This is a genomic window from Frisingicoccus sp. (genome assembly GCA_016298055.1).
Lineage (GTDB): Bacteria > Bacillota > Clostridia > Lachnospirales > Lachnospiraceae > Frisingicoccus.
Genome location: JAEDDO010000027.1, coordinates 1 through 19,078, shown reverse-complemented (window position 1 = coordinate 19,078; position 19,078 = coordinate 1). Strand labels below are relative to the sequence as shown.

Annotated in this window: 21 protein-coding genes and 1 pseudogene; 1 reads left to right on the top strand and 21 read right to left on the bottom strand. The window is 41.8% G+C overall.

Annotated elements, in window-relative coordinates; all coding sequences use genetic code 11:
* The 7 genes from QZZ35_RS04030 to QZZ35_RS04000 all read right to left on the bottom strand — a co-directional run.
* Positions 1 to 623, bottom strand: a 623-nt coding sequence (locus QZZ35_RS04030; protein ID WP_291236269.1) for a DivIVA domain-containing protein, incomplete at its 3' end; no start/stop codon positions are given.
* Between the two features lie 11 nt (positions 624 to 634).
* Entirely contained in the window at positions 635 to 1,372 is a 738-nt protein-coding gene (locus QZZ35_RS04025) for a YlmH/Sll1252 family protein (protein ID WP_291236268.1), read from the bottom strand.
* Between the two features lie 4 nt (positions 1,373 to 1,376).
* Positions 1,377 to 1,637, bottom strand: coding sequence for a YggT family protein (locus tag QZZ35_RS04020; protein ID WP_291236267.1), 261 nt, complete (start codon positions 1,635 to 1,637; stop codon positions 1,377 to 1,379).
* A 10-nt stretch (positions 1,638 to 1,647) separates the two neighbouring features.
* A complete protein-coding gene (locus QZZ35_RS04015) occupies positions 1,648 to 2,247 on the bottom strand; it encodes a cell division protein SepF (RefSeq protein ID WP_291236266.1) in 600 nt (199 codons plus the stop codon).
* A gap of 52 nt (positions 2,248 to 2,299) precedes the next feature.
* A complete protein-coding gene (locus tag QZZ35_RS04010) occupies positions 2,300 to 2,992 on the bottom strand; it encodes a YggS family pyridoxal phosphate-dependent enzyme (protein WP_291234001.1) in 693 nt (230 codons plus the stop codon).
* Between the two features lie 66 nt (positions 2,993 to 3,058).
* The gene (locus QZZ35_RS04005; protein WP_291236265.1) at positions 3,059 to 4,411 is read right to left on the bottom strand and encodes an HlyD family efflux transporter periplasmic adaptor subunit; all 1,353 of its coding nucleotides are present in this window, start codon (positions 4,409 to 4,411) and stop codon (positions 3,059 to 3,061) included.
* Positions 4,386 to 5,396 (bottom strand): TIGR01212 family radical SAM protein, encoded by a 1,011-nt coding sequence (locus QZZ35_RS04000; protein ID WP_291236264.1) that lies wholly within the window; start codon positions 5,394 to 5,396, stop codon positions 4,386 to 4,388. Before QZZ35_RS04000 ends, QZZ35_RS04005 begins: the two co-directional genes overlap by 26 nt.
* A gap of 101 nt (positions 5,397 to 5,497) precedes the next feature.
* On the opposite strand from QZZ35_RS04000, the gene QZZ35_RS03995 reads away from it, so the two are divergent.
* The gene (locus QZZ35_RS03995) at positions 5,498 to 5,710 is read left to right on the top strand and encodes a DUF378 domain-containing protein (RefSeq protein WP_394282932.1); all 213 of its coding nucleotides are present in this window, start codon (positions 5,498 to 5,500) and stop codon (positions 5,708 to 5,710) included.
* 93 nt (positions 5,711 to 5,803) lie between these two features.
* Here QZZ35_RS03995 and QZZ35_RS03990 read toward each other — a convergent pair whose 3' ends face one another.
* The 14 genes and pseudogenes from QZZ35_RS03990 to QZZ35_RS03925 all read right to left on the bottom strand — a co-directional run.
* Positions 5,804 to 6,223, bottom strand: coding sequence for a twitching motility protein PilT (locus QZZ35_RS03990; protein WP_291233997.1), 420 nt, complete (start codon positions 6,221 to 6,223; stop codon positions 5,804 to 5,806).
* 87 nt (positions 6,224 to 6,310) lie between these two features.
* Positions 6,311 to 7,420 carry a D-alanyl-D-alanine carboxypeptidase family protein gene (locus QZZ35_RS03985; protein ID WP_291236263.1) on the bottom strand — a complete coding sequence of 370 codons (1,110 nt, stop codon included), beginning with the start codon at positions 7,418 to 7,420 and terminating at the stop codon, positions 6,311 to 6,313.
* Positions 7,421 to 7,470: 50 nt separating this feature from the next.
* The gene (locus tag QZZ35_RS03980) at positions 7,471 to 7,863 is read right to left on the bottom strand and encodes a methylglyoxal synthase (RefSeq protein ID WP_291233995.1); all 393 of its coding nucleotides are present in this window, start codon (positions 7,861 to 7,863) and stop codon (positions 7,471 to 7,473) included.
* Positions 7,864 to 7,868: 5 nt separating this feature from the next.
* Positions 7,869 to 9,002 carry an FtsW/RodA/SpoVE family cell cycle protein gene (locus QZZ35_RS03975; protein ID WP_291236262.1) on the bottom strand — a complete coding sequence of 378 codons (1,134 nt, stop codon included), beginning with the start codon at positions 9,000 to 9,002 and terminating at the stop codon, positions 7,869 to 7,871.
* Positions 9,002 to 9,286 carry a cell division topological specificity factor MinE gene (locus QZZ35_RS03970; protein ID WP_291236261.1) on the bottom strand — a complete coding sequence of 95 codons (285 nt, stop codon included), beginning with the start codon at positions 9,284 to 9,286 and terminating at the stop codon, positions 9,002 to 9,004. Before QZZ35_RS03970 ends, QZZ35_RS03975 begins: the two co-directional genes overlap by 1 nt.
* A gap of 7 nt (positions 9,287 to 9,293) precedes the next feature.
* A complete protein-coding gene (gene minD / locus QZZ35_RS03965; RefSeq protein ID WP_291236260.1) occupies positions 9,294 to 10,085 on the bottom strand; it encodes a septum site-determining protein MinD in 792 nt (263 codons plus the stop codon).
* A gap of 57 nt (positions 10,086 to 10,142) precedes the next feature.
* Complete coding sequence (locus QZZ35_RS03960; RefSeq protein ID WP_291236259.1) at positions 10,143 to 12,932, bottom strand: penicillin-binding transpeptidase domain-containing protein; 2,790 nt, start codon at positions 12,930 to 12,932, stop codon at positions 10,143 to 10,145.
* Positions 12,916 to 13,437: a rod shape-determining protein MreD gene (gene mreD / locus QZZ35_RS03955; RefSeq protein ID WP_291236258.1), complete on the bottom strand. Its 522-nt coding sequence runs from the start codon at positions 13,435 to 13,437 to the stop codon at positions 12,916 to 12,918. The genes QZZ35_RS03960 and mreD overlap by 17 nt, the downstream gene beginning before the upstream one ends.
* A 3-nt stretch (positions 13,438 to 13,440) precedes the next feature.
* The gene (mreC, locus tag QZZ35_RS03950) at positions 13,441 to 14,310 is read right to left on the bottom strand and encodes a rod shape-determining protein MreC (protein WP_291236257.1); all 870 of its coding nucleotides are present in this window, start codon (positions 14,308 to 14,310) and stop codon (positions 13,441 to 13,443) included.
* A gap of 13 nt (positions 14,311 to 14,323) precedes the next feature.
* Complete coding sequence (locus QZZ35_RS03945) at positions 14,324 to 15,346, bottom strand: rod shape-determining protein (RefSeq protein WP_291236256.1); 1,023 nt, start codon at positions 15,344 to 15,346, stop codon at positions 14,324 to 14,326.
* A 20-nt stretch (positions 15,347 to 15,366) separates the two neighbouring features.
* Positions 15,367 to 16,071, bottom strand: coding sequence for a RadC family protein (gene radC, locus QZZ35_RS03940; protein ID WP_291236255.1), 705 nt, complete (start codon positions 16,069 to 16,071; stop codon positions 15,367 to 15,369).
* 103 nt (positions 16,072 to 16,174) lie between these two features.
* Positions 16,175 to 17,470, bottom strand: a complete 1,296-nt coding sequence (locus QZZ35_RS03935; RefSeq protein ID WP_291236254.1) for a methionine gamma-lyase family protein — start codon at positions 17,468 to 17,470, stop codon at positions 16,175 to 16,177.
* A complete protein-coding gene (miaA, locus tag QZZ35_RS03930) occupies positions 17,467 to 18,411 on the bottom strand; it encodes a tRNA (adenosine(37)-N6)-dimethylallyltransferase MiaA (protein ID WP_291236253.1) in 945 nt (314 codons plus the stop codon). Before miaA ends, QZZ35_RS03935 begins: the two co-directional genes overlap by 4 nt.
* Positions 18,412 to 18,425: 14 nt before the next feature.
* A pseudogene (locus QZZ35_RS03925) lies at positions 18,426 to 19,078 on the bottom strand (DNA mismatch repair endonuclease MutL); the annotation flags it as partial.

The following is a 19,078-nucleotide window of genomic DNA, read 5'->3' as shown; positions in this document are numbered from 1 at the left end:
TAGTCAAAGATGCTTGCGATATCTTTAATCATCGTATCATCTTCCATAGATACGGTTTCATCCATCTCATCTTCTGTTTCCTGAGCAAGTTTTTCTTCTGCTTCCTTTGCTGCATTTTCATATACAGGTTTCGCTGCAGGAGCCGCATTGACAACAAGTGGATTGATTTTGGAAACTTCAATATTGAAGGCATCGCTGCCCAGCAGTTCCAACTGGGAAGCTGCCAATGATTTATACTGGGCTTTGTAAGCTTCATAATTCTGAAGAAGTTTTACAGTTGTGGAACGGAGATTTTCAAGCTCTTTCTTTGCATCAGCCACAATAGCTTCTGCTTTAACCTGTGCTTCCTGTTCAATAACGGAGGCATTCAGTTTTGCTGAAGCGATAGTTTCTTCGGATGTTGTCTCGGCAAGAACAAGTGCCTTCTGTAAAGATTTTTCGATATCTTTATAGCGTGTTAAGCTCTCGCTTAAAAGGCTTACTTTGTTTTTTAACTCCATATTCTCTCTGTATAAAGTTTCATAATCGGCATAAAGGTTTGTCAAAAAGCTGTCGACGTCTGCCTTTGAATAACCCATACCGGATTTGAAAGATTTTGATTGTACATCAATTGGTGTTAACATAGAAACTCCTCCTATACATATTTGTGTATTTCAACAATACACTTGTTTTTTTTGGATTTGCTGTTACTATCTATAAAAATAAATTTACCTTTGTGTCGGACAGATATATGATCACCGTCTTTTAAAGAGGCGCCATTGGAAACATTCAGCCGATTATTAATAAATACTTGTCCGCTTTCAATCAGGCTGCATGACTGGGAACGGGACAGATGAAAGGCCAGGCTGATCACTGCATCCAGACGCAGTGAATGGACACTTCCCCGGATGATCTCAAATTCGGGTTGGATCACATCTTCCAGTTCTTCCATCTCAGTTACGATCACATGTGTGTGACGGACCATACGAAGTTCTGATATGATAAAATCACTGACACGATTCAGGCACAGAACAAAGGCTGATGCGTCTTTTACAAGTATATCTCCGATGCAGCTTCTTTCAAGTCCGAGACCGAGAATACTTCCGAGAAAATCTCGATGTCCCAGATTCTCACTGTATTTCGGATGAGCGGGCGTAATACGCAGCCATTTTACAGGAAAAGATACTTCTGTTTCTGAAAAGCGCGCGATCTTTCGTTCTGCCAGTTCATACCCTCCATAAAGCACAGGCGGCAGAGGACCGCTAAAACGGCTTAAAAGGAGACTTTGTTCATTCATATCCAGAAAATCTGTAAAACACGGTCTGTTCTGAACATAAGCCCTCTCAGATAAATCATTAAAATGCTGTATAAGCATCTGTTCTTCTTTCGTCATAGCCCTACCTCAAAGCGGTGCATAACTGGGATGCATAAAGTACAATAAGATACAGCAGGATCGGTGACAGATCGATACCGCGGATATTCAGCACAGAATGACTCAGAAGCAGCTGTATCGGTGCAAAGAGAGGCTGCATAAGTTCTCTCATCATCCCTTTTATTTTTAAAGGGAGAGGCAGCCATCCTGCAATAACATAAATAATAATTGCATAACGAACAATCAAAAGAAACCAATAGAGGACACTAAGAAAGTATATAGACACTTATGTCACCTCAAAATGATGAATCACCGAAGGAAGGTATGCGGATACCCGATGAGATGATTTCTTCAAAATCTCCGGAAATCTCAATGGACTGAGGTGTGATTATAAAAATAAAATTGGATATCTTTTCAATGTGTCCGGACATGGCATAGCAGGAACCGGATATAAAATCAATAATGCGCTGAGCAAGTGATGTATCAATACCTTCCAGATTAACGACCGCTGCTCTTCCGGATAATAAAACATCACTGATGGTACGTGCGTCATCAAATACAGTTGGTCTGAGGACACATACCTCATTTCTTGGAGAAACTGTTTTGATAGGAACAATCTTTCCGTGTGATGAAGATGATCCGGATTTCTGTGATGGAGCCGGCCGGAAAACTTTGTCTTTGCCTGAAGATTTTTTTGTTGATGTTTTGGTTTCCTTTTTTGTTTCGGATGTCTCTTTAGATTCTTTCTTGAAAGATTTCTTTTTTACAACCGGTGCCGGTATATCATCTAAATCATCGTCAAATTCATCATCATAATCATCATAGTCATCATACTCATCCTCATAATCATCATTTAATCGAATCATATTGAGAAATTTGTCAAAACCTTTACCCATGATTAATCTCCTAACTCTATATTCTATGATATTCGGGTCAAAAGTTTTGACCCTATTTGGTATATATTCTTTCACCAAAAATGCCGGTGCCAACGCGCACCATGGTAGCGCCCTCCTCTATGGCAACCTCATAATCTCCGGTCATACCCATAGACAGTTCGCTCATAATAACATTATCAATGTTTTTTTGGGCAATGTCAACAGCTAATTGTTTTAAATTTCGGAAATAAAGCCGATTATCTTCCGGATTGTCCGTAAAAGGGGCAACTGTCATGAGCCCTTTAATGTGAACACGGTCAAGACGGGCGATGGATTCAACCATCTGTGTGACCTCTTCTGTACTCATACCGAATTTTGAAGTTTCCTCAGCGACGTTGACTTCCACAAGAATATCAACATCCACATTTTTCTTGATGGCTTCCTGGCTGATTTGTTCAGCAAGACGCAAGGAATCCACAGAATGGATCAATTTAACTTTGTCAACAATGTATTTTACTTTATTTCTCTGTAAATGGCCGATCATGTGCCAGTTTAAAGGTTCTTTGATCGTTTCAATTTTATCACATAATTCCTGAACCTTATTCTCGCCATAATCTATGATGCCGGTTTCCATGACTTCGCGTATATCACTGACAGGTTTTGTTTTGCTGACAGCGATCAGGGTAACTTCTTCCCGCTTTCTTCCTGCCCGCTCACAGGCTGCCTGGATTTTGGCTTCAACATCTGCAACATTTTCTTTAATCATAAAATCATCTCCTAATGTGAATTGTTCAGAGCCGGACATCCCGGAGGATGGCCCAGAACAATGTTCTTAATAAACTATCTGATTTTCTGTAACAGAATCACTGTTCAGAATGATGTTATCATAAAGTGCCACACTGTAATTTAAATTTTCTTCAACAATACAGTAGTCATTGTTTTGATGAAGAATGTGGACAATCTCAAACTGAGTGTATCCTTTATTGACGTTATAGACACCGTACAGACTTCCGGTTGCACCGATACGGAAACGTTCTTCGCCATCTCCTGCATTCTCTTTACCGATATAATCTCCGAGAGAGAAATCATCCGTGCTGACATAAAAATAGGAATCATCCTTATAATAAATACCGCTTGTCCTGAAATCAGCAACAATATTGCCGTTTTCATCTGTTTTTTCACAGTAAAAACCTGTTTCATAGGATCTGTTGTCGACGATCAGGTACTGAATAGGAATCTGGTAAAAGTCCTTTTGTACAAGAGCCGTTGTCGGAATTTTAAGCCCGGATGCCCTCTTATATACAAGCTCGATATCAATATAACGTTCAGAAATATACCGTACCATATAATCATTCAGACTAAGTACACCATAGCTTCCGTCGCTTCCTTCATGAATATAAAAATCAGCAAGCGTCTCGATATTATCTTTTTTGAAGGTAACATTGACGGAGGTTAAATCGGCAAGCTGCTTTGCCTGTTCACTTGTCAGAGGGATTACAATCTGCCATTGATGATCTGAGACAAGCTTGTAGGCCGGCTGACCGGATTCAATGTAAGTAAATGGATTGATCTGATGCAGTTCATAGCCGCTGCCCGATAAGATGGTTCTATTCACTGTTTCGACGCTGAGATTTTCATATCCGTCATAACAGTAGGATACGGTTCCGCTGTTGGGAGCCGTTACGACCTGACCGCTTGAAGTATTCGCTTCATAGTTCCGTATCTCTGCCGCACTGACCATCTCTGTCGCGAGACTCTGAAGAGACGCATCCAGAGAATAAATCTGACTGAATTGACTGTCACTGTAGTTTTTTGTAAAAACTGTGATATAGTCACGCAGTTCACTGTAATCAATGGTATAATTTCCGGATCCTCCGGATGTATTTTCAGAAGGCGGATTTGCATTCAAAAGATAGACTTTTCCGTTACTGGATGCCTTGTCTCCTTCGCCTACATAGTAGTTGATATATCCGTTTCCGGCAGCATTGACAACCTGCTCATCGCGCAGACAGATGCCCCGGAAAGAATCACTGTTCACGATCTGGCCTTTTTCAACACGGCAGACGGAATTGTTTTCTTTCATCAAATTGACGACGATGGTTATTGTAAGATAGACAAAAATAATCGAAAATACAATAAATCCTATATTTAATTGAAAATTATATTTTTCTTTTCCTTCTTTCATTGTCTGATGAATACTCCTTTATAATGTCATTCTCATTCCTGTCAAAATGCTTTAGGGCCGGTCCGTTCATATAGGTACATTGCTTCCCCTGAAAGCTGTCTGCTTCTGCCATATAGGTATGAAACTCATCGAGAAGCTTCCACCAGCTCGTCTGCCAGTTGCAGAAGATCGCATCTTTTTCCGGAATACGGCTGAATAAACGTTCAACGGCAATGTCCGGGCGAAGATACTCGAGAAAATAACGAAGTCTCTGAAAGTAATCGGTTTTTGAACAGATTTCAAAGCTTCCTTTTTCATAGTCTTTGGCCATCTCTGTTCCCTTGGCAATATACAGAGAATGAAGTTTGACGAGATCATTTCCTGTGACAGAAAGAATCTTTGCCGTCTCAATCGCATCATCCGTAATATCGCCCGGAAGATTTAAGATGACATGTGTACATAGAGAAAAGCCACGTTTTTTGATCCGCATGCATGCGTCGATATATTCGGCCAACCCGTGCCCCCGGTGTATGCTTTTTAATGTGTGATAGTTTGCCGTCTGAAGCCCGAGTTCAATCGTAATGGCAATATGTGTACACATTGAAAAATGAAGCAGGCGGTCCAGATAATCGTCGCGGATACAGTCCGGGCGGGTAGAAATTGCAATTTCAACAATATCTTCAATCTCTGCAGCTTCCTGCAGATAGGACATCAGCTGCTCCAGGGGCATAAAAGTATTCGTATAGTTTTGAAAATAAGCGATGAATTTTGTAGCTTTGTAGCGACTGCGTATATAGGTTTGCGTCTGTATCAGCTGATCGCGTACAGAAACCCGGGAATCCATTGCTTCAAATCCTGTGCCCACATCCGAACAAAAAGTACATCCCAGACCTTCAAGCCGGTTCGGACATGTGATCGGAAGATTTACAGGAAGTTTATAAACTTTTTCATGATAATGGTTTTTTAAGTATTCGGAATACTTATAGTAATAATTTTCTTTGCTCATATCATAATATTATATATGCTTTTGTGAAATATTTAAAGCCTAAATTCATTTTTAATGTATATTTCACAAAAAATTCGTAAATAATAGGGATTATATAGGAGGTGGAAATATTGGAGCGTAACTGGTTAGATGTTGTCTCTTTAATTTTAATTATCATCGGTGCAATTAACTGGGGACTGATCGGATTTTTTAATCTGGACTTGATTTCTATGATTTTCGGCACAATGTCCATGATTACCCGAACTATTTTTGCAGTCGTCGGAATTGCAGGCATTTATTCACTTGTGCTGTTCTGGAAATTGAAAACAGAATAGATACCAACGTTTTTATTGTATAGGAAAGTTTTTCGAACTTTCCTATACAATAAAAAAGGACTCGAACAAATATGTCCGGAGTCCTTTTTATCATTATAAAGAAATAACGATATTATCTTTGAATTCTTCAGGTAAGTGTTCAGCATCAACAGAAATACTGATAACAAAATTTACATTAAATCTGGATGAGATATCATTCAGTTTGGAAAGAACAAAACCAATGTATTCATCAGATACGGAAGAAATTGTTAAGAAGCTGTCTAAATACATAGATTCTAAGTCGTGATCCTGAGAAATAAGACCACAGATAAAACCTAAGAAAGCATCATATGTATCTAATGGATATTCACTGAGGTTGATCAGACGGATACGGTTGCTGAGTTCGTACATATGTTTATTGTTTTTATCCAAATAAACAACATTACCGTTTGCCTGTTTAACTTCATCGTTCGCTTTCTGGATTAAATATTTTGTTTTACCCTTACCTTTTACACCTGAAATAATCTGTATCATGTTGTTCTCCTCCTCTATATGTCCCTCGACTTATTCGAGTAATAAGCTTACATCCATTATAGTATAAGATGACTGAAAATTCAATCTTTATTTAGGAATTTTATTTAACAGGATATTCATCTCGGAATATAATTCATCGCTGTCATCCGCACCGAGAATTACCGAGATATAACCCTGGCTGTTTTTATCTACATCATAAAGAATCAGGCAGGATCCGGCCTCGTCTGTGGTGCCTGTTTTCCCTCCGAGAACACGTACGCTGTCCGGATAATCGTAGGCATCAACAAAATACTGATTCGTTGTGGTGTAGCAATTTTCAATGATCTCTCCGGATGCATCCTTATATGAAATGCTGTATGAACGCTGACGGATCGCATCGATAAAAGAATCATATTTTAAACATTCGTTAAAGATTAAATAAAGGTCGTAAGCACTTGTGTAATGATCATTGTCATGAAGACCGCTTGGGTTAACGAAATGTGTATCGACACAGCCAAGGTTTTTTGCTTTTTTGTTCATCATATCGGAGAAGCCTTCGATACTGCCGCCGATATGGATAGCCAGAGCGTTGGCTGCATCATTTCCGCTATAGATCAGAAGACTGTAAAAGAGCTGTTCAACCGTCAGCTCGTCTCCCACATTGAAACCGCAAAGCTTAGCACCGTATTCGGTGACGACCATATCTTCCGTGAAAGTTACTTTGTCAGAAAAGTTGGCTTTCTCTAAGGCGATCAGTGCCGTCATGATTTTTGTGACACTTGCAGGATAAACACGGTCAAATACATTTTTGCCATAAACATTTTCAAGTGTATCTATGCCGGCAAGAAGACCTGTTTTTGAATCGATTTGATTGGTATCTTTCTGATTCTCAAGTAAATTTTCTGAGGAAGTATCATCCACTCCTTCTTCTGCTTCTGTTGTCTCTGCGCTTTCGTCTTCATCGGATGTGGAACTTTCCTCTTCGGTTTCAGATTCCTCTTTTGTTTCTGAAACTGAAATTGTTTTTTCATTTTTTGGAAAAACAGCAAGATTTTTTCCGAAAAATTCCCAGTCATCTTCCTGATTAATGTTAATGATAAGTGTCTTTGTCGAAAGAGCTGTATTTTTATAGTCTTTCACAAGCGTTCTGGAAGATGTGCAGCCGACAAGTGTTCCGGTTACGAGAAGAAGCAAAGGAAGTATTCTGATTTTTTTCATTTTTTCGGTACCGTCCTTATCTAGTATGTTTTACGTATTTGTATAGAATATTATTTGTAAAATTCACGCCAGTCGAGATCGCCTCTGTCAAGGGCTTTGATCAGCAATTCAGCCGTAGCTACGTTTGTAGCCAACGGGATATTGTGACTGTCACATAACTGTACAAGTTTATGTACATTGTTTATTCCTGTAAACTGTTCCGGATCACGCATAAAAATAATCAGATCAATATCATTATTTTCAATCTGAGCACCGATCTGCTGTTCGCCGCCAAGTGTTCCGGCTAAATATTTGTGAACCGTCAGGTTGGTCACTTCTTCGATCAGTCGTCCGGTTGTTCCTGTAGCAAACAGTTTATGCTTCATAAGAATACCTCTGTAGGCAATACAAAAATTCTGCATAAGTTTCTTTTTGCTTTCATGTGCAACAAATCCAATATTCATAGTACTTACCTCCTGCCTTTTTGTAAATCAATGTTAATAACCAGTCCGATGCCTGCCATGTTGGCCAGCAGGGAACTTAAACCATAGCTGATAAATGGTAATGGCAGACCGGTGTTTGGAAGAAGATTGGTCGCCACACCTATATTTACAAAGGACTGAAAGGCGATCATGGAAGCCACACCGCATGCAATAAGACGTCCGCTCATCGATGAGGCATTCCTGGCGACTTTCAGGCATTCATAAACAATCAATGCGAGAAGAAGAATGGTGATACAGCTGCCGATAAATCCCAGTTCTTCACCGATAACTGAGAAAATAAAGTCTGTCTGCTGTTCGGAGATAAAATTTCCTCCTTTAACAGATGTAAACGTATTGTTATTGTATCCCTTTCCGGTAATCATACCGGAACCGATGGCCATGACCGAGTTGTACTGCTGGTTGGCGGTCGTCTGCTGATAATCCGATGGATTTAAAAAGGCCAGAATACGATTAAGCTGATATCCGTGCAGCAATATCTGGAAAGGCTGCTGGATATACCAGACAAGAAAAGCGATAACAGGTACAGCGAAGAGAAATACTCTGGCAATAAACCTGTAGCTTAACCCACCGCAGAAAATCATCATAATAAAGATAAATAAGTAAACAAGTGTGGTGGACATATTCGGCTCCTTGTAGATCAGAAATACAGGGATAATGTAAATGATACCGATCAGGATGAGTGTTCTCAACTGACTGATCCGGTCTTTTCTCTCGACGATCAGGTGGGTAAGAACAAGAATCATCATGATTTTGGCAAATTCACTGGGCTGAATCGTTCCAAAAGAGCCAAGGGCAAACCAGCGTCGGGCACCATTGACATTAACACCGAATAAAAGTACGGCAACGAGCATGCCGACGGCTGCAAGGTAGATCGGCAAATGAAACTGCAGAATAAAATTATAGTCTATAAAAGAGACAATAATCATCGCGATAAAACCGATAATCATACCTAAAAACTGTTTTCTTGCATAGCCGTTGGCAGCACTTTCAATAACGAACAAGCCGAAAGTTGTTGTCAGGATGATCAAAATTAAAAGACGCCAGTTGTATTTTTTTAAATTGTAATTTAAAAATGTAAATCGATCTTCATATAAGTTCATTAACAAATCACCTTGTTTATTTCCCTGAAGGGTATTTTTGCCACAAGCATCATGGAGCCCTTTTTCGGACTGTCAGATTCGGGCTGAAGAATGTTGACTTCCATATGTTCGATATCAACTTCCATGTATTTCGAAAGCGTCAGCCCGATATCGCCTTTTATTCCATTGATCAAGTCTGCGGAACAGTCGGCCCGATCCGATATAAGCAATGTTTTCAGACGTTGTTTGGCTATTGCACCGGATCTTTTTTCTTTTCCTGAACCAAATAGAGAAAAGAATCTCATAAATCATCTACCCCCTTACAAGGAAGCGGGTCAGCCGTTGAAACCAGCTTGTCTGATAGCGCGCGGCCAGCAAAGGAACATCTTCTCCGAGGAGGCGCAGACAAATGTTGGCATAAGCCTGTCCGGCCATCGTATGGCGGCCGACGAGAGGCTCTCCCTGATTTGTGGAGACGACCACATTCTCATCATCCGGTACCGCGCCGATCAGATCAATAGAGAGGATGTCAAGAATATCTTCTAATGACATCATATCACCATTTCGTATCATGTCAAAGCGAAGACGATTAACGATCAGATCCATTTTCCGAATCTGTCTGGCTTCAAGGAGTCCGATGATCCGGTCCGCATCCCGTATGGCAGCAACTTCCGGTGTCGTTACAATAAGTGCCCTGTCGGCACCGGCCACTGCATTTTGAAAGCCCTGTTCAATACCTGCAGGACAGTCAAGGATGATATAATCAAAATCATCCCGCATCTGTTCGACAAGTTTTTTCATCTGTTCGGGAGATACACTGCTTTTATCTCTTGTCTGGGCTGACGGAAGAAGAAACAGGTTTGGATAACGTTTATCCCGGATCAATGCCTGTTTAAGACGGCAGTTTCCTTCGATAACATCAACCAGGTTATAAATAATACGATTTTCAAGTCCCAGGACGACATCCAGATTTCTCAGGCCGATATCCGTATCCACCATGACCACTCTTTTATTCATCTGGGCAAGACCCATACCGATATTTGCTGTTGTTGTGGTCTTTCCGACACCACCTTTACCGGATGTGATAACAATGACTTCACTCATAGCGATTACCTCCAATGGATTCCCTTTTTATTATCAGGTTATCATTGGTATATCCGATTAATCAGAAACGGTGTTTCCGTCAACATTTGCAGCCTGTCGTTTTCCGTTGGAAGCTACATTTTCGTGGAAGACATAGGAAAGCATATTTTTTGCCACGCTTCCCGAGTTATAGGAACCGTATCCAAAAGGAAGAACGACGGTAACCGTAATCTGTGGGTCATCATAAGGTGCAAAAGATACAAAAAGTCCGTGATCCGGCCGCTTTTCATTTTCCTGAGCCGTACCTGATTTGCCGGCAACCTCAATATCCAGATCTGCGAAAACAGAATTAAAGGAGGAATTGCCGATAACTTTATACATGCCTTCAAATATTGCATTCCATGTGGATTCTTTGAAGTCTATGTGTTCGATGATCTCCGGCGTGTAATCCTTGATCAGCTGGTCTTTTGAATTGGTCAGTTTATCAAGGACTGATAAATTATATAAATCTCCCCGGCTTGCAACGGCCGTGATATAGCGCGCCAGCTGAGAAGGTGTATAACTGTTGCGGGCCTGTCCGATAGCTGAAAGGACAGGGTCCATATCGGACATATTCGGGTCCGATTCTTCAAGCTCAATGCCGGATGTACGGTCAAAGCCAAACAGAGCCATATAATTTCGAAGTCTCTGAATACCATATTCCGGATTATACTTTCCGTTTTGGTCCTGTCCGAGGCGATAGCCAACCTCATAGAAAAAATAGTTACAGGATTCTTTGATGGCATCGGTCACTTCAATGGAACCATGGCTGACCTGAGTAGACCAGCAGCTTGCCGATGGCTGGACTTTATCGAAAACAATAAGGTCCGTGATATAGGTATCCGGTGCGATCACACCCTCTTCGAGTCCGGCAGCAGCCGTGAGCATCTTGAACGTGGAACCGGGAGCTGTCTTTTGCATCGTCGCTCTGTTATACAGAGGAAGAGACGCATTTTCAAGAAGGGATAAAAAGTAATCGTCATCATCGATTCTGTTTGCATCATAACTTGGGTAAGATACAAGGGCGAGTACTTCACCCGTCTTTGGATCGGTAGCGACAAGAGATCCCGAACATGGATCAAGGGCCAGCATTGCCGGTGTGATCTCAAGATTTTGTATCTTTATACAGATAAAATTATAGGCATCAATGACGCCGTTGACAAGATTTTCATAATCTCCGTCCTTCTCGAATACGTTTTGATCGTAGAGGAGCATGCAGATCTGATCTCCGGTGATCAGGCCCTGTTCCAGCATGGAAGTATAGACGATCTTCGAGAAACTGCTGGTTTCCGACAACTCAAGAAGTATAAACTCGGTCATGGCAGAATAAATTTCATCGGATCCGAGAAATACTTCGCTGATATCCAGAGCAGACAAAGATACAGCACCTTTGCCGATGGCATAATGGAGATAATCATAGAGGCTTGTCTTACCTGTTACCCACTGTTGATAGATCTCATCATTAGAGGATAAACTGGATGAATCCAGTATACCGTTATTAGTAATTATATTTTCAATAAGTTCAATATATTCCCGTTCAATGACACTGCAGTCATTATAACTGTTACGGTTTGAACCGTCTAAAAGACGGCGTATGGAGTCAAAGCTGGAATTCTCCTGAGACTGATAAATGGCATAAATACTTTTTTCAAGTTCTGTGGCATCTTTATCTTTGAGATGATCCAGATCAATAATGCCGTTTTTGATCAAAGCGGCATAAACCTGATCAATGCTGATACCGTTTTCACCGCCGGAAGTCAGTTTCTGAAGAAGAATGCCGGCAATCTCCTCTTCTAACAGATTGTAAGCCTGTATCTGATAATCCTTGTCAATGGTCAGATAGAGATTATTGCCCGGTGACGGTTCTGTTCGCTCGGCAACTTCAAGAATGCTTCCGAGACTGTCCACATATACGGTCTGTTTTCCTTTTTCCCCGTGAAGTTCGGATTCAAAGCTTTTTTCAAGTCCGGTCTTTCCGACAATATCGCCGGAAGTGTAGGTTGTATCTCCGGCTTTTTTACGTTCTTCAAGTTCTTCTTCCGAAATTTCACCACAGTAGCCGGTAATATTGGAAAAGTATACACTGTCTTCGTACTGGCGGATATAGTCCTGTTCGATGGCAACACCCGGGAGCTCAGCGGTATTTTCCTTGATCTTTGCCACAAGGGTATCACTGACATCGGATGTGACCGTCACGGAGAGGTACTGTTCGTAACGCTTCATAAAAAGTTCGTATCGTACGGCGGCAATCTTCAGCCCTTCCTGTAAAGAATAGGAATCATCGATACCGAACATGGATGTCGTGTCATCACCGTGAAACATATAATCGACCAGTTCTTCTACAGTGACAGATTTTTGCTCTTCAGAGAGCTGGTCAATAGAATCTTTACCGTAGACATTACGTATAAAACGCAGCCGCGAATTCCCGGTGGATGTAAATTCCAAAGTTCCGTCCTCATAACAGCGGATCGGTATATTATAAATAGCTTCATAGCCCGAATCTTCAATCAGCCGGATAAGATGGGCAATCATGTCATTTTTCTGGGCATTCGTTTTTAAAAGGGAATTGTCCTCAATTGTGATGGAATTGGCCAGACGGTTATAGGCCAGTACTTTGCCGTTTCGGTCATAGATCGTCCCTCTCGAACTTGGAAGTTCGGTATCCTTTTGAATACGATAGGTAAAACTGTCAAAATATGTCTGCCCTTCTATGACCTGAAGAACAAAGACACGCTGGACGAGCAATGCAAAAAGAAAAGTGAAAAGGGCACCGATCACAAAGATTCTGGATTTTGTCAGTTCGCCCAGGGTGTTAAATATTCTTCTCAATGTGCTTTTCACTTCCTTTGGTTTCTATTTTTTTATTAATAAGACTGATCATGCGGAAAATAAAAACAGCCAGAATGACTGTATAAATTGTTTCAGGAAGGATGATCTTTCTGAAATAGAATAAAAAATCCATGCGGCCCCGTGTCAGAAAACTGAAAAGATATATGAGGATGCCATAGAGCATATCCGACGCTCCGATAATGACGATCGGAAGCGTCATATCTTCTTCATAAAAAATCTGCTGAACATAACCGGCCATGTAACCGATGACAGCCAGAATCAGTGCATAAAATCCAAAATACATGGCATACATGGCATCGATAAGAATACCAAAAATGAAACCGATCAGGCAGCCTTCCTTTTTTCCGCGGATCATACCCACAGAGACGCTGCATATAATAAAAAAATTCGGAAGAATACCGCCAAGGGTCAAATGGGTAAAGATGCCTGTCTGAAGGAAAAAAGCGGTAAAAATCATGAGTACATAAAATATGAGACGACGCATGCGTTACTCCTCCTCTTCCGCTTCCGATGCAACGAGGTCAGCTTTGAGCTGGGTAATGATCATAACATTTGTTATATTGTCAAAGCTCACTTTCGGAGTTATATGAGCATTCTGGAACAGATTCGAGTTATCCATTGTCACATCACTGATATAGCCGATAACAAGACCGGGCAGATATTTGTCACTGATATAAGAGGTAACAACTTCATCGCCGGCTGTGACAACGGCGTCTTTTGAAATCATCTCCACATCGAGAAGGCCATCCTGGTAAAGCTTCAGATCTCCGTTGACGATGCATAATTCGGTAGACTTTGAAAGCATACCGCTGACACTGCTGGTGTCATCAATGATCGCACGGACAGAAGCATTGTGTGGAGAGACATCATAGACGATGCCGACAAGACCGTTATCATAAATAACATTCATATCTTTTTTGATGCCGTCTTCGCTTCCTTTATCGATAATAAAATTATGATACCAGTTTCCCGCATCTTTACTGATGATACGGGCACCTACCATATCATAGTCCGGGTAGACTTCTTTCATTTTTAATAAATCTCTGAGGGCATCAAGCTCGGAAAGATTATTCTCCATTGAGGAAATCTTTGCATTGAGCTGCTCGATCTGTGCCTTGAGTGCTTCATTCTCAGTCACAAGCTCATCAACGGAGCGATTGTGTTCGCTGCGCTCGCTGATCCACTGCCCCGCACTGTTTAGTCCCTTCTCCATAGGGACGATCATGGAACGTATCACTTTTTGAGGGTTAAAGGAACTGGATCCCCTTAAACTTACGGCAATAAAAAACAGACAGAGACAGATAATGAACCACAAAAGATAGCGAGGTTTTATCTGCTTCTTTTTATTCTTATTCATAGATTTTCCTTCTTTAACTAAATATTGCTTCCTTTACAGAAAAAGCCATCCGTTTGAGTTTGTCGCCCGACATGATGGCACCCAGGCCAAGGATGACACTCTGATCCGGATACTCCGACATGACAACCGGAAGGGATAGGGCCCTCTCAATATATAACTGAAGATGTTTCAACCGGCTTCCTTCGCCGGTGACAATAACACCGGAAATGCTGATTGAACGGGCAATCTCCGGAGGTGTATGTTCAAAAAGTTCCCGGGCAGTATCTGTAATCTGTGACAGATACTTTTTTATTGCCTGATGAATCAGAGAAGCTTTAACATCTGCTCTGGAAGGCAGACCCGAAATCAAGTCTCTTCCGGGAACCGTCAGCGAGGCTTCACTGGAATCAAAAGCCGATCCGAGTTCGAGCTTTAACAGCTCAGCTGTTTTCTGACCGATGAGAAGGTGACAGTTTTCCTTCACTGCGTCACAGATCGCTTCATTCATAATGTCACCACCAATCTTTAAAAGGCGGCTGGAAACAATACCGCCAAGAGCCAGAACGGATATCTCAACAGTTCCGGCACCGAGATCAATTATCATGGTTCCGGGAGAATGAAGAAGATCCACATGCTCCCCGATGGCAGCGGCCACAGGCTTTTCAACGATAAATAAGTCTTTTGTTTTAAATTCCGAACCGGAGGCCAGTTCAAAAAAGGCACGTTTCTCCACTTCTGTAATATCTGAAGGTACGGCAAAATAAAATTCGTTGCTCCGTATAAAACCGTTTGAACATTTAATCTTTCGAAGAAAAAGATCAAGTAAAAGTTTCATATCTTTTAAATCTGCAATGACACCCTTTTGGATCGGGCTAAATACCCGGATATTCCCGGGAGAACGTTCATATATGGCATAGGCGTCATCTCCGAAAGCGGTCATCTCCGTCTTTTTGCGGATAGCGATCATATTCTTTTCTTTCAGGACACAACCTGAGCCTTCTTTATAAATTTTTATACTTCCTGTTCCCAAATCAAGACCATATTTTTGTACAGCCATGGGACTCTCCTTTCATAAAACTAAAGATGTAGATAGCCTTCAGCTTTCAAACTTCTATAATCACTGTTTCCCACAATAATGTGGTCAAGCAGTTGTATACCTAATAGTTCACCGGATTCATAAATCCGGTGTGTTACAGTTAAATCGGCAGAGCTTGGGGTCGTATCCCCGCTGGGATGATTATGTATTAGAACGATTGAGACAGCACCGGCCCGCAAGGCTTCGCTGAAAATATCCCGGGGCTCTGCAATTGAAGCGTTTGCTGTTCCCTTTGAAATAAGACGTTCACCGATCAGATGATTTTTTGAATCAAAAAGTAACAACATTAAATGCTCCTGCCGATAAGAACGGAATTCTGCCATATAATATCTGGCAATCGATTCAGGAGAACAAAATGATATCTGTTCCCGTGCTTTTAGTTTGGACAGACGTTTGGAAAGCTCACAGATCGCGAGGATCTGTATGGCTTTGACATCACCTACGCCCGGAATATCTGTCAGTTCTTTTTTCGATAAATGATATAATTTCTCAAGACCGATGCCGGGAATGTCCAGATCCAGTATCTCTTCCGAAAGGCATACGGCACTTTTATTCCGGCTTCCGGTGCGTAAGATCAATGCCAGAAGTTCCGCATCACTTAGTTTATCCGGACCGAAATGCTCAAACTTTTCCCTCGGTCTCTCCTGCATATTCATCTCATGAATCAATGGTTTTTTTGTGTTCACAAACATCCTCCTTTTATTGAATATTGAAAAAAGGCGAATGCTTTACATAAAAATAAACAGGTACACAGATTTATACTACCATAAATCGTGTACCTTGTATACATTAAAATCTATGAATAATCTGTGATTTGTCGACAATGCCGGCCTCTACCAGTTTCTCAAGAGACATCATAATTCCAAATTTGGAATGATACCAGGTGATGCCTCCCTGGAAATAAACCGCATAAGGCGGTTTGATCGGACCGTCCGCACTCAGTTCAATGGATGAACCCTGAACGAAAGCTCCGGCTGCCATAATGACATCGCTGTCATACCCCGGCATAGCCCATGGTTCCGGATCGACAAAACTGTCAACAGGGGCTGCGGCCTGAATGCCCTTACAGAATTTGATCACACCTTCCGCTGTGCCGAGAACGACAGCCTGAATAATATCATGGCGGCTCTCGCTTCCGTTAGGAACGACTTCAAAACCAAGTCTTTCGTAAATATTTGCTGCGAAGATGGCACCTTTCAATGCACCGGCAACGACCTGAGGGGCAAGGAAAAGTCCCTGATAAAAGGCCTGATTGACACCGAGACTGGCACCGAGTTCTTTTCCGAGTCCAGGAGCTGTCAGGCGGAACGCTGCCCGTTCCACACATTCTTTTTTGCCGACGATATAGCCTCCGATCGGAGCCAGACCGCCGCCCGGATTTTTAATGAGGGAACCGACACACATATCTGCTCCAACATCCGTCGGTTCAATTTTTTCCACAAATTCACCATAGCAGTTGTCTACCATACAGATGACATCCGGTTTGATGGATTTGACAAAACGGATCAGTTCTCCGATGCGCTCAACAGACAGTGTGGGACGGGTCTGGTAGCCCTTCGAGCGCTGAATGGTGACGAGTTTTGTCCGTTCATTGATGGCTTTTTTTATATTTTCAAAGTCAAAATCTCCGTTTGGGAGAAGATCTACCTGGCGGTAAGTTACGCCGTATTCAGCGAGAGAACCGGTCTGGGGACGGATACCGATGACACCTTCCAATGTATCATAAGGTTTTCCTACCGGTGAAAGAAGTTCATCTCCCGGGCGGAGATTTCCGGAAAGGGCAATCGTCAAAGCATGCGTACCGCATGTGATATGCGGACGTACAAGGGCATCCTCCGTGTGAAATACATCCGCATAGACCTTTTCTAAAGTATCGCGTCCGAGATCATCATAGCCATATCCGGAGGAAGGCTGAAAGCATGCCTCGCTGACATTGTTTTTCTGCATGGCCATCAGGACCTTCATCTGGTTATATTCAGCGGTTTCATCAATTGTTTTGAAACGGTCTTCAAGTGTATTTTCGATTTCTTTGCAGAAATCATAAACTTCCGGCAGGATTCCGGCAGATCGGTACATTTCTTTCATTGTTCAAAGCTCCATTCTGTGTGTAGTGTATTTAAAATATGATTGAGAATTTCTTCTTCTGTCGTCCATCGGGTCTTGTCAAGCCAGCGCACATCCCTCTCACGCCGAAACCAGGTCAGCTGACGTTTTGCAAAGTGGCGGGTATCCCGTTTAAGAATATAGATGGCCTCATCCAGAGAACATTTGCCCTGGAGATAAGGCACAATTTCTTTATATCCAAGTCCCTGCATGGAAACTAAATTAGGATTATAACCCATATTCAGAAGATTGTCTACCTCTTTAATGAGTCCCTGTTCGATCATCTCATCGATTCTTCTTTCAATCCGGTCATAGAGGACCTGACGGTCATGTGTCAGAACGAAATAAAAGAAATCATAGGGTGACGTTTTACTGCGTTCTCTGGCATTATGAACAGAGATTTTTTCGCCATGCATTTGATAGTATTCCAAAGCACGGATCACGCGTTTAATATTATTGCTGTGGATCTGTTTGGCGGATTCCGGATCCACCTTGCGAAGACATTCGTGAAGATAGTCATTGCCTTTTAAACGGGCCAGTTCTTCAAGTTCATGGCGTATAGACATATCCGAATCTTCTTCGGAAAAATCAATATCATATAAAAGTGCCTGGATGTAAAATCCTGTTCCGCCCACAATGATCGGAATATGACCTCTTTCGTAAATTTCTTCTACTGCTTTTTTGGCAAGATCTTTAAACATGGATACGTTAAATGCTGTATCCGGTTCTAAAATGTCAATCAAATGGTGCGGTACACCCTGCATTTCTTCCGGGCGTATTTTTGCTGTGCCGATATCCATATATTTATAGACCTGCATTGAGTCGGCCGATATGATCTCGCCCTTCACTGCTTTTGCAAGAGAAATGGAGAGTTCTGTTTTTCCAACGGCTGTCGGTCCGGTTAATATAATTAAAGGTTTCATAATACTGTCCTTCTTTATACAATTCGTTTGAATTTTTTTTCTAATTCTGTTTTTGTCATTGAAATGATCGTCGGGCGTCCGTGAGGACATGTGTAAGGGTTTTCTGCCTGAAGAAGTTCTTCAATCAGTGCATCTGCCTCTTTCGTGGAAATCCGCATATTACCTTTCACAGCCGCCTTACATGCCATGGTGGCAATACGGTCAGCGATAAAATCTGTCCGCATACGTTCGGATGCGCCCGCAAGTGTATCTAAAAGTTCAGTGACCATATCTTTTCCGGTGAAACCGTATAAATCCGACGGGATTCCACGGAGTGCATATTCCTTTCCGCCGAAGGATTCGAATTCAAATCCCATCGCTTTAAAATCTTTCATATGGCGTTCAAGAAGCTCTGATTCTGTCATTGTCAGGGAAAGGATCATCGGCGGCTGCAGCATCTGCACGGACGGTTTGTTTTCTTTAAAGCGTTTCATCAGTTTTTCATAGAGAACTTTCTCGTGGGCCGCATGCTGATCGATAATAAACATTTTTCCGTCATATTCAACGATCCAGTAGGTGTCAAATACCTGTCCGACAAGTTTATGTTTCGGACGGGCTTCTTTTGTGAGAAGTCCGGTTTCAAATAATTCATACTGGGCGTATTCTTTGACTTTTGAAACCGGTTTTT

Coding starts and splice junctions, on each gene's coding strand:
- QZZ35_RS04025 (WP_291236268.1), bottom strand. CDS start 1,372: ATGACGAAAGAAGAACAGATGCTTATACAGCATTTTAATGATTTATCT.
- QZZ35_RS04015 (WP_291236266.1), bottom strand. CDS start 2,247: ATGGGTAAAGGTTTTGACAAATTTCTCAATATGATTCGATTAAATGAT.
- QZZ35_RS04010 (WP_291234001.1), bottom strand. CDS start 2,992: ATGATTAAAGAAAATGTTGCAGATGTTGAAGCCAAAATCCAGGCAGCC.
- QZZ35_RS04005 (WP_291236265.1), bottom strand. CDS start 4,411: ATGAAAGAAGGAAAAGAAAAATATAATTTTCAATTAAATATAGGATTT.
- QZZ35_RS04000 (WP_291236264.1), bottom strand. CDS start 5,396: ATGAGCAAAGAAAATTATTACTATAAGTATTCCGAATACTTAAAAAAC.
- QZZ35_RS03990 (WP_291233997.1), bottom strand. CDS start 6,223: ATGATACAGATTATTTCAGGTGTAAAAGGTAAGGGTAAAACAAAATAT.
- QZZ35_RS03985 (WP_291236263.1), bottom strand. CDS start 7,420: ATGAAAAAAATCAGAATACTTCCTTTGCTTCTTCTCGTAACCGGAACA.
- QZZ35_RS03980 (WP_291233995.1), bottom strand. CDS start 7,863: ATGAATATTGGATTTGTTGCACATGAAAGCAAAAAGAAACTTATGCAG.
- QZZ35_RS03975 (WP_291236262.1), bottom strand. CDS start 9,002: ATGAACTTATATGAAGATCGATTTACATTTTTAAATTACAATTTAAAA.
- QZZ35_RS03970 (WP_291236261.1), bottom strand. CDS start 9,286: ATGAGATTCTTTTCTCTATTTGGTTCAGGAAAAGAAAAAAGATCCGGT.
- minD (WP_291236260.1), bottom strand. CDS start 10,085: ATGAGTGAAGTCATTGTTATCACATCCGGTAAAGGTGGTGTCGGAAAG.
- mreD (WP_291236258.1), bottom strand. CDS start 13,437: ATGCGTCGTCTCATATTTTATGTACTCATGATTTTTACCGCTTTTTTC.
- mreC (WP_291236257.1), bottom strand. CDS start 14,310: ATGAATAAGAATAAAAAGAAGCAGATAAAACCTCGCTATCTTTTGTGG.
- QZZ35_RS03945 (WP_291236256.1), bottom strand. CDS start 15,346: ATGGCTGTACAAAAATATGGTCTTGATTTGGGAACAGGAAGTATAAAA.
- QZZ35_RS03935 (WP_291236254.1), bottom strand. CDS start 17,470: ATGAAAGAAATGTACCGATCTGCCGGAATCCTGCCGGAAGTTTATGAT.
- miaA (WP_291236253.1), bottom strand. CDS start 18,411: ATGAAACCTTTAATTATATTAACCGGACCGACAGCCGTTGGAAAAACA.